This is a genomic window from Pseudomonas glycinis (assembly GCF_054871425.1).
In genome coordinates this window covers 153,871-169,534 of sequence record NZ_JBTYHF010000010.1, presented here as the reverse complement: position 1 = coordinate 169,534, position 15,664 = coordinate 153,871, and the positions used below count along the sequence as shown (strand labels likewise).

The window sequence follows — 15,664 nt, the reverse complement described above, 5'->3', positions numbered from 1 at the left end:
AAATGAGTGGCAACTTCCTCGCTCTGGCACAGCCGGGCGTGCAACAACTTTCGCCGTACGTTCCGGGCAAGCCTGTGGACGAACTGGCGCGCGAGCTGGATCTGGATGCGGCAAAAATCGTCAAACTGGCGAGCAACGAAAACCCATTGGGCGCCAGCCCGAAGGCATTGGCGGCGATTCGCGAAGAGCTGGCCGAGCTGACCCGCTACCCGGACGGCAATGGTTTCGCCCTGAAATCGCTGCTCGCCGAGCAGTGCCGCGTCGAGCTGAATCAGGTCACGCTGGGCAATGGCTCCAACGACATTCTTGAGCTGGTTGCGCGTGCCTATCTGGCGCCGGGCCTGAATGCGGTGTTCAGTGAGCACGCCTTCGCGGTGTATCCGATCGCGACTCAAGCAGTTGGCGCTCAGGCCAAAGTAGTTCCGGCCAAAGACTGGGGGCATGACCTGCCGGCCATGCTCGCAGCCATCGATGCCAACACTCGCGTGGTGTTTATCGCCAACCCGAACAACCCGACCGGCACCTGGTTCGGCGCCGAAGCGCTGGACGAATTCCTGCAGGACGTTCCCGAGCATGTGCTGGTAGTCCTCGACGAGGCTTACATCGAGTACGCCGAAGGCAGTGATTTGCCGGACGGTCTCGACTTCCTCGCGGCGTACCCGAACCTGCTGGTGTCGCGCACCTTCTCCAAGGCCTATGGTCTGGCCGCGCTGCGCGTCGGTTATGGCTTGTCGACACCTGTGGTGGCGGACGTGCTGAACCGCGTTCGTCAGCCATTCAACGTCAACAGCCTCGCATTGGCGGCGGCGTGTGCGGCGTTGAAGGACGAGGAATATCTGGCGCAAAGCCGTCAGCTCAACGAATCCGGCATGCAGCAGTTGCAGGCCGGTTTCCGTGAGCTGGGGCTGGGCTGGATCGAATCCAAAGGCAACTTCATCTGCGTCGATCTCGGCGAGGTCGCGGCGCCAATTTTCCAGGGCTTGCTGCGCGAAGGCGTGATCGTGCGTCCGGTGGCCAATTACGGCATGCCGAACCACCTGCGGGTTACCATCGGTCTGCCGGCAGAAAACAGCCGTTTCCTCGAGGCGCTGCGCAAGGTTCTGGCTCGTGGTTGATGTCACTGCGCTGCAACCTGCTGCACCTATGATCGGTCGCCTCGTGGTGGTCGGTCTGGGGTTGATCGGTGGTTCGTTTGCCAAGGGTTTGCGTGAAAGCGGCCTGTGCCGTGAAGTGGTCGGCGTCGATCTGGACCCGCAATCGCGCAAGCTCGCGGTCGAATTGGGTGTGGTTGATCGCTGCGAAGAAGACCTGGCGGCAGCTTGCGTCGGTGCCGATGTGATTCAGCTGGCGGTGCCGATTCTGGCCATGGAAAAACTGCTCGCGCGTCTGGCTGTTATGGATCTGGGGCAGGCGATTCTTACGGATGTCGGCAGTGCCAAAGGCAATGTAGTGCGCGCGGCAACCGAGGCGTTCGGCGGCATGCCGGCGCGTTTCGTGCCGGGCCATCCGATTGCCGGTTCCGAGCAGAGCGGGGTGGAGGCCTCGAACGCCGAGCTGTTCCGCCGGCACAAGGTGATCCTGACGCCGCTCGAGCAGACCGATCCTGCCGCACTGGCGGTGGTCGATCGCCTGTGGCGCGAACTGGGCGCCGATGTCGAGCACATGCAGGTCGAGCGTCACGATGAAGTGCTGGCCGCGACCAGTCATCTGCCGCACCTGCTGGCTTTCGGTCTGGTCGATTCGTTGGCCAAGCGCAATGAAAATCTGGAGATCTTCCGTTACGCTGCCGGTGGTTTTCGCGATTTCACAAGAATCGCCGGAAGCGACCCGGTGATGTGGCACGACATCTTCCTCGCCAACCGCGAGGCTGTCCTGCGCACACTCGATACATTTCGCAGCGACCTCGACGCCTTGCGCGACGCGGTCGATGCAGGGGATGGGCACCAATTATTGGGCGTTTTCACGCGCGCCCGGGTTGCCCGCGAGCATTTCAGTAAAATCCTGGCCCGCAGGGCCTATGTGGACGCTATGAATTCCAACGATCTGATCTTCCTGGCTCAACCTGGTGGCCGCCTGTCCGGTCGGATTCGCGTACCGGGTGACAAATCGATTTCCCACCGTTCGATCATGCTCGGCTCGCTGGCCGAAGGCGTCACCGAAGTCGAAGGCTTTCTCGAGGGCGAAGACGCCCTGGCGACCTTGCAGGCGTTTCGCGACATGGGCGTGGTCATCGAAGGCCCGCATCACGGCCGCGTGACTATCCACGGTGTTGGTCTGCACGGCCTGAAACCTGCGCCGGGCCCGATCTATCTGGGCAACTCCGGCACCTCGATGCGTCTGCTCTCTGGCCTGCTGGCGGCGCAGAGCTTCGACAGCACCTTGACCGGCGACGCTTCGCTGTCCAAGCGTCCGATGAATCGCGTGGCTAATCCTCTGCGAGAAATGGGCGCCGTGATCGAAACGGCTGCCGAAGGTCGTCCACCGATGACCATTCGCGGTGGTCACAAGCTCAAAGGCCTGACCTACACCATGCCGATGGCCAGTGCCCAGGTGAAATCCTGTCTGCTGCTCGCCGGTCTGTATGCCGAAGGCAAGACCACCGTTACCGAGCCGGCACCGACCCGCGATCACACCGAGCGCATGCTGCGTGGCTTCGGCTACCCGGTCAGCGTTGACGGCGCCACGGCTTCGGTCGAGTCCGGCGGCAAGCTCACCGCGACTCACATCGAAGTGCCGGGCGATATTTCGTCGTCGGCATTCTTCTTGGTCGCGGCCTCGATCGCCGAGGGTTCCGAGCTGGTGCTCGAGCACGTCGGTATCAACCCGACCCGCACTGGCGTGATCGATATCCTGCGTCTGATGGGCGCCGATATCACTCTGGAAAACCAGCGTGAAGTCGGCGGCGAGCCAGTGGCTGACTTGCGCGTGCGGGCAGCTAAACTCAAAGGTATCGAGATTCCGGAGGCGCTGGTGCCGCTGGCGATCGACGAATTCCCGGTCCTGTTCGTTGCGGCTGCGTGCGCCGAAGGGCGTACCGTGCTCACCGGCGCAGAAGAGCTGCGCGTCAAGGAATCCGACCGGATTCAGGTCATGGCGGACGGCTTGCTGGCGCTGGGCGTCAAGTGCGAACCGACCCCGGACGGCATCATCATCGACGGCGGCCAGATCGGCGGCGGTGAAGTGCACGGTCACGGCGATCACCGTATCGCCATGGCGTTCAGCGTCGCCTCGTTGCGCGCTACCGCACCGATCCGCATCCACGATTGTGCCAACGTCGCGACCTCGTTCCCCAACTTCCTCGCGCTGTGCGGGCAAGTCGGCATTCGTGTGGCACAAGAGGCTCAGTCGTGAAAAACATTGCACCGGTCATCACCATCGATGGGCCAAGCGGCTCCGGCAAAGGCACGGTCGCCGGGATTCTGGCCAAGCGTCTGGGCTGGAACCTGCTGGATTCCGGTGCGCTTTATCGCTTGCTCGCGTTTGCTGCGCACAACCATGGCGTCGACCTGACCAATGAAGAGTTGCTGAAAACGCTGGCCGCTCATCTGGATGTGCAGTTCATCGCCGCGACCGAAGGTCAACTGCAGCGGATCATTCTGGAAGGCGACGAAGTCAGCGATGTCATTCGCACCGAAAGTGTCGGTTCCGGCGCCTCGCAAGTGGCTGCGCTGCCCGCTGTGCGCGAGGCGCTGCTGCAGCGCCAGCGTGCTTTCCAGGAAGCGCCGGGCCTGGTGGCCGACGGTCGCGACATGGGCACGGTGGTTTTTCCGGATGCACCACTGAAGATTTTCCTCACCGCCAGTGCCGAGGAGCGGGCGCGCCGTCGATATTTGCAGTTGAAGGGTAAAGTCGAGGGTGTTAGTCTGTCGAGTCTGCTAGATGAGATCCGTGCACGCGATGAGCGTGACACCCAGCGCGCAGTAGCCCCGCTCAAGCCGGCGGCCGACGCGATTCAGCTGGATTCCACGGAGCTTTCCATCGATCAGGTGCTTGAACGCATCATGAGCGAGATCGCCATTCGCGATATCGCCGGGTGACCAAGAGGGCCGCAGGGGACCAGTCATAGTCCTGCGGTGCTTCTTTTAAATGAAACTAACCCACACCGTCTGGGGTGTGGAGATGGGCGTTTACTTCGCCCTCATCTACAGGAATTAAAATGAGCGAAAGCTTTGCGGAACTCTTTGAAGAAAGCCTGAAAACCCTGAACCTTCAGGCAGGCTCCATCATCACCGGTGTTATCGTTGATATCGATTACCAGGCTCGCTGGGTAACCGTTCACGCTGGTCTGAAGTCTGAAGCACTCATCCCGCTTGAGCAGTTCTACAACGATGCTGGCGAACTGAACATCAACGTTGGTGATGAAGTTCACGTTGCTCTGGATTCGGTTGAAGACGGCTTTGGCGAAACCAAGCTGTCCCGTGAAAAAGCCAAGCGCGCTGAATGCTGGATCGTTCTGGAAGCAGCCTTCGCAGCCGAGGAAGTGGTCAAGGGCGTTATCAACGGTAAGGTTAAAGGCGGCTTTACTGTCGACGTTAACGGCATCCGTGCGTTCCTGCCAGGTTCCCTGGTTGACGTCCGTCCAGTGCGCGACACCACGCACCTGGAAGGCAAAGAGCTGGAATTCAAGGTCATCAAGCTGGACCAGAAGCGCAACAACGTTGTCGTTTCCCGTCGCAGCGTCCTCGAAGCCGAGAACTCCGCCGAGCGTGAAGCTCTGCTGGAATCCCTGCAGGAAGGCCAGCAAGTCAAAGGTATCGTCAAAAACCTCACCGATTACGGCGCATTCGTCGATCTGGGTGGCGTGGACGGCCTGCTGCACATCACCGACATGGCCTGGAAGCGCATCAAGCATCCTTCCGAGATCGTCAACGTTGGTGACGAAATCGACGTCAAGGTTCTGAAATACGATCGCGAACGCAACCGTGTCTCCCTGGGCCTGAAGCAACTGGGCGAAGATCCATGGGTTGCTATCAAAGCCCGTTACCCAGAAGGCACTCGCGTAACCGCTCGTGTTACCAACCTGACCGACTACGGCTGCTTCGCTGAGCTGGAAGAGGGCGTTGAAGGTCTGGTACACGTTTCGGAAATGGACTGGACCAACAAGAACATCCACCCTTCGAAAGTCGTACAAGTCGGCGACGAAGTGGAAGTCATGGTTCTGGACATCGACGAAGAGCGTCGTCGTATCTCCCTGGGCATCAAACAGTGCAAGTCGAACCCATGGGAAGACTTCTCTGGCCAGTTCAACAAGGGCGACAAGATCTCCGGCACCATCAAGTCGATCACCGATTTCGGTATCTTCATTGGTCTGGACGGCGGCATCGACGGTCTGGTTCACTTGTCCGACATCTCCTGGAACGAAGTGGGCGAAGAAGCCGTACGTCGTTTCAAGAAGGGCGACGAGCTGGACACCGTCATCCTGTCGGTTGACCCAGAGCGCGAGCGCATCTCCCTGGGCATCAAGCAACTGGAAAGCGATCCGTTCTCCGAGTACGTCTCGGTTAACGACAAGGGCGCTATCGTGACCGGTACCGTGAAAGAAGTTGACGCCAAAGGCGCCATCATCGTTCTGGCCGACGACATCGAAGCTACCCTGAAAGCCTCCGAAATCAGCCGTGACCGCGTTGAAGACGCGCGCAACGTTCTGAAAGAAGGCCAGGAAGTTGAAGCCAAGATCATCAGCGTTGACCGCAAGAGCCGCGTAATCCAGCTCTCGATCAAGTCGAAAGACGACGCTGAAGAGAAAGAAGCCATCCAGAGCCTGAAAGCAGCTCCGGAAGGCGAAGCAGCTGACACCACTATGGCGGCACTGCTGCGTCAAGCAATGGCCAAACAGAACTGAGTTCTGCTTGATCATTAAAAAGGGCGACTTCGGTCGCCCTTTTTTGTGCCTGCGATTTGGTCTTTGTACGTCCGTGCATGAAACCGATGGCTTCGCCTGCGGGTCTGTTTCTTTAATCGGATCAATCGCCTATTCGCGACTAAGCTTGATCTTGAGCATTAGTCGTCAGGCTTGCCTGGCATAAGGAAGTGGATGAACAAGTTACTTGTTGTTGCAGTGGTCTTGGCGCTGGCAGGGTGCACCACCAGTGCGAAAACCCATGCGGTGCGCGGCGTCAGCGGTATCGAGGTCGATTGCTCCGGGTTGGGTTCCGGTTGGGAAAAGTGCCAGAAGCGTGCGGCGAAGGAGTGCAAAGGCAAGGGCTACAAGGTCATCACACGTTCTGACGATGCCAAAGATGAAGACGAATACCCGTTTGGCTTTAATCCGGCGGGCTTCGTGACCCGGACCATGCTGGTGATGTGTCGTTAGGGCAGCGGCGATCCGACTCGCCACTGGAGTGCCCTGAAAATGGGCGTTTTGACCCCGGGAAAGATATGTCAATCCCTGGGCTGTTCAAAATCTTCCGGGCATGCTAAAACCTTTCAAGCGCTGATCTAGCTGCTTGAAAAAGAAGGGAAAAATATGACGAAGTCGGAGTTGATCGAACGAATTGTCACCCATCAAGGGCTACTCTCATCCAAGGATGTGGAGCTGGCCATCAAGACCATGCTTGAACAAATGTCTCAGTGCCTCGCCACCGGTGATCGTATCGAGATCCGTGGATTTGGTAGCTTCTCACTGCACTACCGCGCACCGCGCGTCGGCCGCAATCCAAAGACCGGCCAGTCGGTAAGTCTGGACGGTAAATTCGTTCCGCACTTCAAGCCGGGTAAAGAATTGCGTGACCGCGTGAATGAGGAAGAGGAGGAGGGCGCTTGATCTTCGCTATTCAAATTCAAGGGGGCGTGAATGCGTAACCTCAAACGCATACTGCTTGGCGTTTTTCTTCTGCTGATGGTTCTGGTAGTTCTGGCGTTTGTGCTGGAAAACCAGCAATCGGTTTCGCTTTTGTTTCTGGGTTTTGCCGGCCCGCAGTTGCCGGTGTCGGTTGTTGCGGTGTTGGCGTTGCTGATCGGCATGCTCATCGGTCCAATTTTGGGCTGGTTTCTTGGACGTTCGTCCAGAGCTGGACGCAAGCGACTGGTCTAAAGGCGACAGGCGCACGGCATCTGTCGAAATTGCGCCTCAGCCTGTCTTTATCCATTAGTAAAAGCATCATTAAGCTGTAAAATGCGTCCCTTGTTCGATCGTGCCTTAATGCATGTCGATTCAGACTGACTCTGACGGATGCCAACTGATAGTGGCTTCTGCATTCATGGATTAGACCGCGCTCGCTCGCAGCGCTGTCCGCAGCTCAAGGGTATCGTTTCGCGTGAAAATTCTAGTTACCGGCGGTGCCGGCTTCATTGGCTCGGCAGTCATCCGTCACATCATCTCCAATACCTCCGATTCTGTCGTCAACGTCGATAAATTGACCTACGCCGGCAATCTGGAGTCGTTGGCAGAGGTCAGCCAGAATACGCGTTACGCTTTCGAACGTGTCGATATCTGCGATCGTGATCAGATCGACCGTGTCCTGCGTGAGCATCAACCGGATGCAATAATGCACCTGGCCGCAGAATCCCACGTTGACCGCTCGATCTCCGGCCCGTCCGAATTCATCCAGACCAACATTATTGGCACCTACACGCTACTCGAAGCAGCGCGGCACTACTGGGCTGCTCTGGACGACACCCGCAAAGCCAATTTCCGCTTCCACCACATCTCGACTGACGAAGTCTACGGAGACCTTGAAGGTCCGGAAGACCTCTTCACCGAAACAACGCCTTACCAGCCAAGCTCGCCATACTCGGCCAGCAAGGCCAGCTCCGACCACCTGGTCCGTGCCTGGGCGCGTACTTACGGCCTGCCGACACTGGTTACCAACTGCTCGAACAACTACGGCCCGTGCCACTTCCCAGAGAAGCTGATCCCGCTGATCATCCTCAATGCACTGGAAGGCAAGCCGCTGCCGGTGTACGGCAAAGGCAACCAGGTTCGTGACTGGCTGTATGTCGAAGATCACGCGCGCGCACTGTACAAAGTCGTCACTGAAGGCGTCATCGGCGAGACTTACAACATCGGTGGTCATAACGAAAAACAAAACATTGAAGTAGTACGGACCCTGTGTGCATTGCTTGATGAATTGCGTCCGGATTCTGCCCATCGTCCGCATGCCAGCCTGATCACTTATGTTCAGGACCGTCCTGGTCATGACGTGCGTTACGCAATTGATGCGAGCAAGATTCAGCGTGAGCTGGGTTGGACTCCTGAGGAAACCTTCGATACAGGCATCCGCAAAACTGTCGAATGGTATCTGAATAACACTGAGTGGGTTGAGCATGTGAAGAGCGGCAGCTACCAGCAGTGGATTGATCAAAACTATGCGGATCGCTCGACTAAAGCATGAAGATCCTACTGCTAGGAAAGAACGGTCAGGTGGGCTGGGAGCTGCAACGTTCCCTGGCTCCGCTTGGCGAACTCGTCGCTCTTGATCGTCACCTTGTTGATGGCCTCAGCGGTGATCTGTCGAATCTTGAATCCTTGCGTGCAGCGATTCGTCAGATAAAGCCCGACGTTATTGTTAATGCCGCTGCCTATACGGCGGTCGACAAAGCTGAGTCGGAAACAGAATTGGCAGATCGCGTAAACGGCCTTGCGAGTGGCGTGATGGCGGAAGAAGCCGCACCGCTGGGCGCGTGGCTGGTTCACTACTCAACGGATTATGTTTTCAGTGGCCAAGGCGTCACGCCATGGCAGGAGACAGACCCTGTTGCGCCGGTGAATCATTATGGCGCCAGCAAGCTCGCCGGCGAGCAGGCAATAATCGCGTCGGGTTACAAGCATCTTATTTTCCGCACCAGCTGGGTTTATGGTGCTCGTGGCAATAATTTCGCAAAGACAATGCTGCGTTTGGCCAAAGATCGCGAGACGTTGAGCGTGATTGCCGATCAGATTGGAGCACCTACCGGGGCGGATCTGATCGCTGATGTAACGGCGTTGGCTATCCAGCAAGTTACCAAGCGTCCAGAGTTAGCTGGCCTTTATCACTTGGCTGCTGCGGGCGAAGTGTCGTGGCATGGCTATGCCAGTCACGTCATTGAATTCGCAAAATACTTGGGCGAGGAGTTGGCTGTGACGACGATCAATCCGATCGAAACAACGGCCTACCCAACACCTGCGCATCGCCCTCTGAACTCACGCTTGAATACTCAGAAGCTGCGCAACAATTTTTCTCTACACTTGCCGGATTGGCAAAGTGGTGTAACCCGAATGCTTAGGGAAGTTCTGAACAAATGATCACGACAAATCGTAAAGGCATCATCCTCGCGGGTGGTTCGGGCACCCGATTGCATCCGCTGACGTTAGGCGTCTCTAAGCAGATGCTGCCGATCTACGACAAGCCGATGATCTTTTATCCCTTGTCCGTGCTGATGCTTGCGGGGATGCGGGAAATATTGATTATTTCCACTCCGGAAGATTTGCCGAGTTTCCGCAAGTTGCTCGGTGATGGCAGTCGTTACGGCATCCAATTGACCTACGCCGTTCAGCCAAGTCCTGACGGTCTGGCGCAGGCTTTTATCATTGGCGAAGAATTCATTGGTGCAGATCCGGTCTGCCTGATCCTGGGAGACAACATATTCTACGGTCAGCACTTTTCCGATAATCTGCGCGCCGCCAGTACCCGCCTGCAGGGAGCAACGGTCTTCGGGTACCATGTTTCCGACCCGGAGCGTTTTGGTGTTGTGGAGTTTGATAGTGCGGGCAAAGCCCTGAGTATCGAAGAGAAACCGTTGAAGCCGAAATCCAGTTACGCAGTAACAGGCTTGTATTTCTACGACAATCAGGTGGTCGAGATCGCCAAGAAAATCAAACCATCCGAGCGTGGCGAGCTGGAAATTACCGATGTGAACCGCGCTTACCTCGAGCAGCAGACGCTGAATGTCGAAATGCTCGGGCGTGGTTTTGCCTGGCTGGACACCGGTACTCATGACTCACTGCTTGAGGCCAGTCACTTTGTTCATACCATTGAACAACGTCAGGGGCTAAAGGTCGCCTGTCTGGAAGAGATCGCCTATCACAATGACTGGATTACGGCTGCTCAGTTGGGTGAACAGGCTGAGGCTCTGAAGAAGACCGGCTACGGGCAATATCTGCAGAAATTGCTGGACTCTCCTTCTCACTGATTCGAAAAGACGAATTGTTTTGAATCAGGTGTTCAATCAGTGTCCGCAGGAGATCTATGCCAGTAAACAATCCAAAGGTTGCAGTTCTGCTGGCGGCATTCAATGGAATGCAATGGATCGAAGAACAGCTGGATTCAATTCTCCAACAGACTGGTGTGGACTTAACCGTTTTCATCAGTGTTGACTGCTCAGTCGATGAAACCGAGTCGTGGTGCCATGCCTATGCGGCTCGGCACTCCGGTGTCGTGGTGTTGGCGGCGGATGGGCCTTTTGGTGGAGCTTCACGAAATTTCTTCAGATTGATCCGTGATACGGCCATCGAAGATTTTGACTTCATCGCATTCTCTGATCAGGACGATGTCTGGTACCCAAACAAACTTGAGCGAGCGATTCAGGAAATTCGTACCCGACAAGTTGATGCCTATTCGAGCAACGTCATTGCATTTTGGCCAGATGGTCGAACGCATTTGCTGGATAAGGCTCAGCCCCAGACTGCTTGGGATTTCCTGTTCGAAGCAGCGGGGCCGGGTTGTACCTATGTGTTGAGTCAGCGACTGGCGAGCAGGCTTAAAGCCGCCACGCTCACTGATTGGGATGAGTTGCAACGCGTCACTCTTCACGATTGGTACTTTTATGCGTTTGCCCGGAGCCGTGGATTCAAATGGTTCATTGATGATCAGCCTTCAATGGACTACCGCCAGCATGAGCGAAACCAAGTAGGCGCCAACATGGGGGTAAATTCATTGATTGCCCGCTATAAGAGCATCCATGACGGGTGGTGGTTTTCCCAGGTCAAGGTGATCGCTCGTTTGGTCGGAGTCGCGAATGATCCGTTTGTCAGAAGCTGGTTTTCGTTGGCGCGTCGGCAGTTACTCAGGCTTTCGCTAAGCGCGTGGCAATGTCGACGCCGGTTGCGGGACAAGCTTTTTTTCTTTTGTGTGTGCTGGGCTACAGCGGCAATCGGACAGAAATCCAGATGAGCAATCCTCGTGTGTTAGTGACCGGTGCGTCCGGATTTCTCGGTGAGGCCGTGGTGCTGCGTTTGCTCATGGATAAGCAGTTTACGCCTGTCGCGGCCACGCGTGGTGAATCCAGATTCGGTGGACTTTGTCCTGTGGTCGCACTCGATTTGGCCGGACCATCTGCTTTGCCTGTTGTGGAAGGGGTCGAGGCGATTATTCATTGTGCAGCGCGAGTGCACGTTATGAATGATGTGTCCGCAGACCCGTTGGAAGCATTTCGAAAGATAAACGTTCAGGGCACTGAGCGGCTCGCCCGCCATGCGGCAGAGTCAGGCGTCAAACGATTCATTTTCATCAGCTCGATCAAGGTCAATGGTGAGCTGACCCGGTCGGGAGCAGCCTTTTGCGCGGACGATACACCCGCACCGGTCGATCCTTATGGGATATCCAAATTCGAGGCTGAGCAGGCGCTCGGAAAAATCGGTCAGGACACCGGAATGGAAATTGTCATCATTCGACCACCACTGATTTATGGTCCCGGCGTCAAAGCTAACTTCTTCAATATGATGCGGTGGCTTGAGCGCGGGATACCGCTGCCCTTCGGGGCGATAGACAATCGCCGCAGTCTCGTGGCGATCTGCAACATCGTAGACTTGATAAAGGTTTGTATCCGTCATCCTGCTGCGGCCGGGCAAGTGTTTCTGGTGAGCGATGGCGAAGACCTTTCCACCTCGCATTTGCTCCGGCGCATGGCTGTCGCGCTCTGCGTGAAACCGCGCCTGCTGCCTGTGCCCTCGTGGCTGTTGAATGCGGGCGCTGCGCTGATCGGGCGCGCGGACCTGGCCCAGCGTTTGTGCGGATCGCTACAGGTGGATATTGACAAAACGCGTGACCTGCTCGGCTGGCGCCCGATGATCACTGTCGAACAGGCATTGCGAAAAACGGCAGGGCACCATGCTTCGATGCGTCGTGATTGAGGTCTTGGCGCGCGGTAGCGGGCGGACATTGGCAAACTGCCACCCTTTGTTGTCAGGGCGTGGCTTGGTACCCTACGGCCCATGCGCAGTGGCGCCTGGAGGGAATCCGGGAGGGCGATCAAGGCATGCAGTTTCCCCTGTCTGCAAGCTGCATCAAGGGATGAAAGCGACAATGTCACTGGGCTATCAAATGTCAAACCTTCGTCGTTATAATCGCGGATTTTTCTCGCCTCGTTCTGCCGAGTCCTTGTGTGGACATAACGAACGAGCACATACAGTCGGAGTTTTATCATTTCAGCAACGGAGTGCTCGGTGGTAACCCCTCTATCCCCGGTTGACCAGAACCATGGTCTGGATCGCCGCTACCTGGATGAATGTGGGCAAAAAACCGCGGCGCATAGGGGGTGTGTTGCAGTTCTTGTCTGTACTTTCAATGGCGAGCGTTTTCTGGTTCAACAGCTGGAGTCAATTGCGCGACAAACTTATCCTCACTGGTTTGTAGTGGTGTCGGACGATGGTTCGACGGATTCCACGATGGCGTTGCTGCATGAATTCGGTGAGCGCTGGGGGCACGACCGGATAATGCTGCGCAAAGGGCCCGGTCGTGGGTACGCTGCCAACTTCCTGGCCGTTACTTGCGATGAGTCAATCGATGCTGATTTCTTCGCTTGGGCAGATCAAGACGACATCTGGAAGGAAAACAAGCTGGAGGTGGCTCTGCAGCGATTGATGGAAGTAGCGCCCGATACACCTTCATTGTATTGCGGCAGAACCGAGTTGATCGACGAGCACGGCGGCCGCATCGGCTTTTCACCGTTGTTCAAGCGCCCGGTGGGATTTGCCAATGCGCTCGTGCAGAGCGTCGGCGGGGGCAATACGATGGTGTTCAACGATGTCGCCCGGCAATTGTTTCAGTGCGCGGGATCAAGCCTGGATATCGTCTCCCATGACTGGTGGGCCTATCTTCTTGTCACCGGGGCGGGGGGACAGGTTTTTTATGATTCTTCTCCAACCGTTCTTTACCGACAGCATGATGCGAACCTGATCGGTTCGACGTCGGGCCTGATTGCGCAGATGGGACGTTTACGCATGTTGTTCCGTGGCCGTTTCCGAGGCTGGAACCACAAGAATATGTCGGCGCTGGAAACGATCCGATTGCAGCTCAATGAAGAAAGCAGGATGAAGCTTGATCTTTTTCAGCGGGCGCGTCGCTCACGCGGAATGGCCCGATTCATCTGGTTACGACGATCCGGGGTTTACCGGCAATCCCTATGGGGCAACTTGGGACTGGTACTGGCGACGCTTTTCAATGGCATTTGACACAAACATTGCTCTGGCTCCTATCAGGAATAATCTTGTGGTAATTCACATAGTCATGGATCGAGAGAGTTTGCTGAGCAAGCTGACCTCCCTCGGTCTTTTTGAGGTTTTAACGCAATGCTGAATTTTTCTACGTCACCAAAGGAGATGCTGGGCAGTTTCTGGCGCAACAAGGGGCTGATACGGGCATTGGTGCAGCGCGAGATCGTTGGACGGTATCGCGGCTCGATCATGGGTATGTTGTGGTCGTTGTTCAATCCGATCGTAATGCTGGTCATCTACACGTTTGTGTTCAGTGTCGTGTTCAAAGCGAGATGGAGTGTCGACAGCAGTTCGAAAACCGAGTTTGCGTTAATGCTGTTCGCTGGTCTGATTGTGTTCAACCTGTTCGCTGAGTGCATCAATCGAGCGCCAGCGCTAATAGTCGGGAACGTCAACTATGTGAAGAAGGTGGTATTCCCGCTGGAAATTCTGCCTTGGGTTACTTTAGGCGCGGCGATGTTTCACTTTCTTGTGAGCCTGAGTGTGTGGTTGGTTGCCTATCTGATTTTCTTTGGCACGCTGCATTACACGGTTCTTCTGCTGCCGTTGTTCTTGGCGCCGTTGATGATCTTCGTCGTCGGGATGGTGTGGTTCCTTGCATCAATGGGCGTATATCTACGGGACGTCAGCCAGATCATCGGCGTCTGCACCTCAGTCCTGATGTTCCTTTCGCCAATCTTCTATCCGATCACCGCACTGCCGGAGCAGTATCGACACCTGCTGTTTCTGAATCCACTGACACCTGCTATCGAAGATGCGCGAGCGCTGCTTTTCCGTGGTGAGCTGCCCAGCTTCGTTCATCTTGGTTTCTACTACATCGCGGCAGCTCTGGTCTTCTGGCTGGGATTTGCGTGGTTCCAGAAAACGCGTAAAGGATTTGCCGATGTCCTCTAACACAGCGATCGCCGTTAACAACCTTAGCAAATGCTTTCATATCTACGATAAGCCGAGAGACAGGCTTCTGCAGATGTTCGCTCGTGGACGTAAACAATATTTCCGTGAATTCTGGGCTCTGCAGGATGTGTCCTTCACCATCGAAAGAGGCGAAACCGTTGGTATTCTGGGCCGTAACGGTAGCGGCAAGTCCACGCTGCTGCAGATGATCTGCGGCACGCTCAATCAGACGCATGGCGACATTCTGACCCATGGTCGAGTCGCAGCCTTGCTGGAGCTGGGTTCCGGGTTCAACCCGGAGTTCAGCGGCCGCGAGAACGTCTATATGAATGCGGCGGTGTTGGGACTGACACGAGAGGAAACCGACGCCAGGTTTGCTGAAATCGAGGCGTTTGCGGAAATTGGCGAATTCATCGAACAGCCGGTCAAGACCTACTCCAGCGGCATGATGGTGCGCTTGGCGTTTGCAGTGGCCATTAATGTGGATCCGCAGATACTGATTGTCGACGAGGCTTTGTCCGTCGGTGATGAACTGTTTCAGCGTAAGTGCTTTGCGCGCATCGAGGCAATCAAGGCCAGTGGTGCCACGATTCTGTTCGTGTCCCACTCTGGTAGCGCGGTCATAGAGCTGTGTACTCGAGCTATTCTTCTCGATAAGGGCGAAAAGCTTGCTGAGGGAGTTCCGAAGGTCATTGTCGGCCAATATCAGAAGTTGTTGTACGCACCAGCCGACAAGGTTCTGGAAATTCGCGAATCGATCAAATCAGGTTCGCTGGAGCGACTTGAACTGGAGCGAGAGGCGCAGCGCTCGGCTGTTGCAGTCGAAGCTTCTCAGGCTATGGACAACGGGCTCGAAGAATACTTCGATCCTCATATTGTCTCCAAAAGCGTGATGTCCTACGAGTCCCATGGGGTTCTGATCAGCGATCCGCGCATCCTCAATGCCGCCGGCAAGCAGGTCAATTGTCTCAAGCGCGGCGATAGCTACCGCTACACCTACCGCGCAACGTTCGCGACAGGCGCCGTAGCTGTGCGCTTTGGCATGATGATCAAAACGCTGGCCGGCATTGAAATCGGTGGCGCGGCGAGTGCCGCCAATGCGCAGGACTCTTTAACTTACGTCGCTGCCGATGCGCAGGTCGACGTCGATTTCAAGTTTGAGTGCAACCTTAACCCAGGCACCTATTTCCTTAACTCGGGAGTGGTTGGTGTCGTTGGAGAGGGCGAAACCTACCTGCATCGTCTGATCGACGCGTGCCTGTTCCGTGTTCTGCCGGAAACTGCGAGCACGGCGACGGGGACGGTGGATTTCAAATGTATTCCAGCTTTTACCATTTTAAGTGTTGAGCATAATTAATC

Annotated in this window: 15 protein-coding genes; all 15 read left to right on the top strand. The window is 56.2% G+C overall.

All coding sequences use genetic code 11. From position 1 onward, the window contains the following. The first annotated feature begins 2 nt into the window (after positions 1-2). Complete coding sequence (gene hisC, locus ACYSTU_RS23045) at positions 3-1,115, top strand: histidinol-phosphate transaminase (RefSeq protein WP_499001803.1); 1,113 nt, start codon at positions 3-5, stop codon at positions 1,113-1,115. Positions 1,116-1,143: 28 nt separating this feature from the next. Then, positions 1,144-3,351, top strand: coding sequence for a bifunctional prephenate dehydrogenase/3-phosphoshikimate 1-carboxyvinyltransferase (locus tag ACYSTU_RS23040; RefSeq protein WP_499001922.1), 2,208 nt, complete (start codon positions 1,144-1,146; stop codon positions 3,349-3,351). After that, positions 3,348-4,037, top strand: a complete 690-nt coding sequence (gene cmk / locus ACYSTU_RS23035; RefSeq protein ID WP_024013869.1) for a (d)CMP kinase — start codon at positions 3,348-3,350, stop codon at positions 4,035-4,037. Before ACYSTU_RS23040 ends, cmk begins: the two co-directional genes overlap by 4 nt. 119 nt (positions 4,038-4,156) lie before the next feature. After that, a complete protein-coding gene (gene rpsA / locus ACYSTU_RS23030) occupies positions 4,157-5,842 on the top strand; it encodes a 30S ribosomal protein S1 (RefSeq protein ID WP_016770920.1) in 1,686 nt (561 codons plus the stop codon). Between the two features lie 192 nt (positions 5,843-6,034). Then, a complete protein-coding gene (locus ACYSTU_RS23025; protein WP_110646032.1) occupies positions 6,035-6,313 on the top strand; it encodes a hypothetical protein in 279 nt (92 codons plus the stop codon). A 153-nt stretch (positions 6,314-6,466) separates the two neighbouring features. Continuing rightward, positions 6,467-6,763 carry an integration host factor subunit beta gene (gene ihfB / locus ACYSTU_RS23020; RefSeq protein WP_007950920.1) on the top strand — a complete coding sequence of 99 codons (297 nt, stop codon included), beginning with the start codon at positions 6,467-6,469 and terminating at the stop codon, positions 6,761-6,763. Positions 6,764-6,793: 30 nt separating this feature from the next. Then, the gene (locus tag ACYSTU_RS23015) at positions 6,794-7,033 is read left to right on the top strand and encodes a LapA family protein (RefSeq protein ID WP_499001798.1); all 240 of its coding nucleotides are present in this window, start codon (positions 6,794-6,796) and stop codon (positions 7,031-7,033) included. Positions 7,034-7,256: 223 nt separating this feature from the next. After that, entirely contained in the window at positions 7,257-8,333 is a 1,077-nt protein-coding gene (gene rfbB, locus ACYSTU_RS23010; RefSeq protein WP_499001795.1) for a dTDP-glucose 4,6-dehydratase, read from the top strand. Next, the gene (rfbD, locus tag ACYSTU_RS23005) at positions 8,330-9,223 is read left to right on the top strand and encodes a dTDP-4-dehydrorhamnose reductase (protein ID WP_499001792.1); all 894 of its coding nucleotides are present in this window, start codon (positions 8,330-8,332) and stop codon (positions 9,221-9,223) included. Before rfbB ends, rfbD begins: the two co-directional genes overlap by 4 nt. Next, entirely contained in the window at positions 9,220-10,110 is an 891-nt protein-coding gene (rfbA, locus tag ACYSTU_RS23000) for a glucose-1-phosphate thymidylyltransferase RfbA (protein WP_499001790.1), read from the top strand. Before rfbD ends, rfbA begins: the two co-directional genes overlap by 4 nt. 56 nt (positions 10,111-10,166) lie before the next feature. Beyond that, entirely contained in the window at positions 10,167-11,090 is a 924-nt protein-coding gene (locus tag ACYSTU_RS22995; RefSeq protein ID WP_499001788.1) for a glycosyltransferase, read from the top strand. Next, a complete protein-coding gene (locus ACYSTU_RS22990) occupies positions 11,087-12,049 on the top strand; it encodes a UDP-glucose 4-epimerase family protein (RefSeq protein WP_499001919.1) in 963 nt (320 codons plus the stop codon). Before ACYSTU_RS22995 ends, ACYSTU_RS22990 begins: the two co-directional genes overlap by 4 nt. Positions 12,050-12,361: 312 nt before the next feature. Beyond that, on the top strand, positions 12,362-13,369 hold the full coding sequence (locus ACYSTU_RS22985; RefSeq protein WP_499001785.1) for a glycosyltransferase family 2 protein: 1,008 nt from the start codon (positions 12,362-12,364) through the stop codon (positions 13,367-13,369). A 117-nt stretch (positions 13,370-13,486) separates the two neighbouring features. After that, the gene (locus ACYSTU_RS22980; protein ID WP_499001782.1) at positions 13,487-14,305 is read left to right on the top strand and encodes an ABC transporter permease; all 819 of its coding nucleotides are present in this window, start codon (positions 13,487-13,489) and stop codon (positions 14,303-14,305) included. Further along, positions 14,295-15,662, top strand: a complete 1,368-nt coding sequence (locus ACYSTU_RS22975; protein ID WP_499001780.1) for an ABC transporter ATP-binding protein — start codon at positions 14,295-14,297, stop codon at positions 15,660-15,662. The genes ACYSTU_RS22980 and ACYSTU_RS22975 overlap by 11 nt, the downstream gene beginning before the upstream one ends. Positions 15,663-15,664 lie beyond the last annotated feature (2 nt).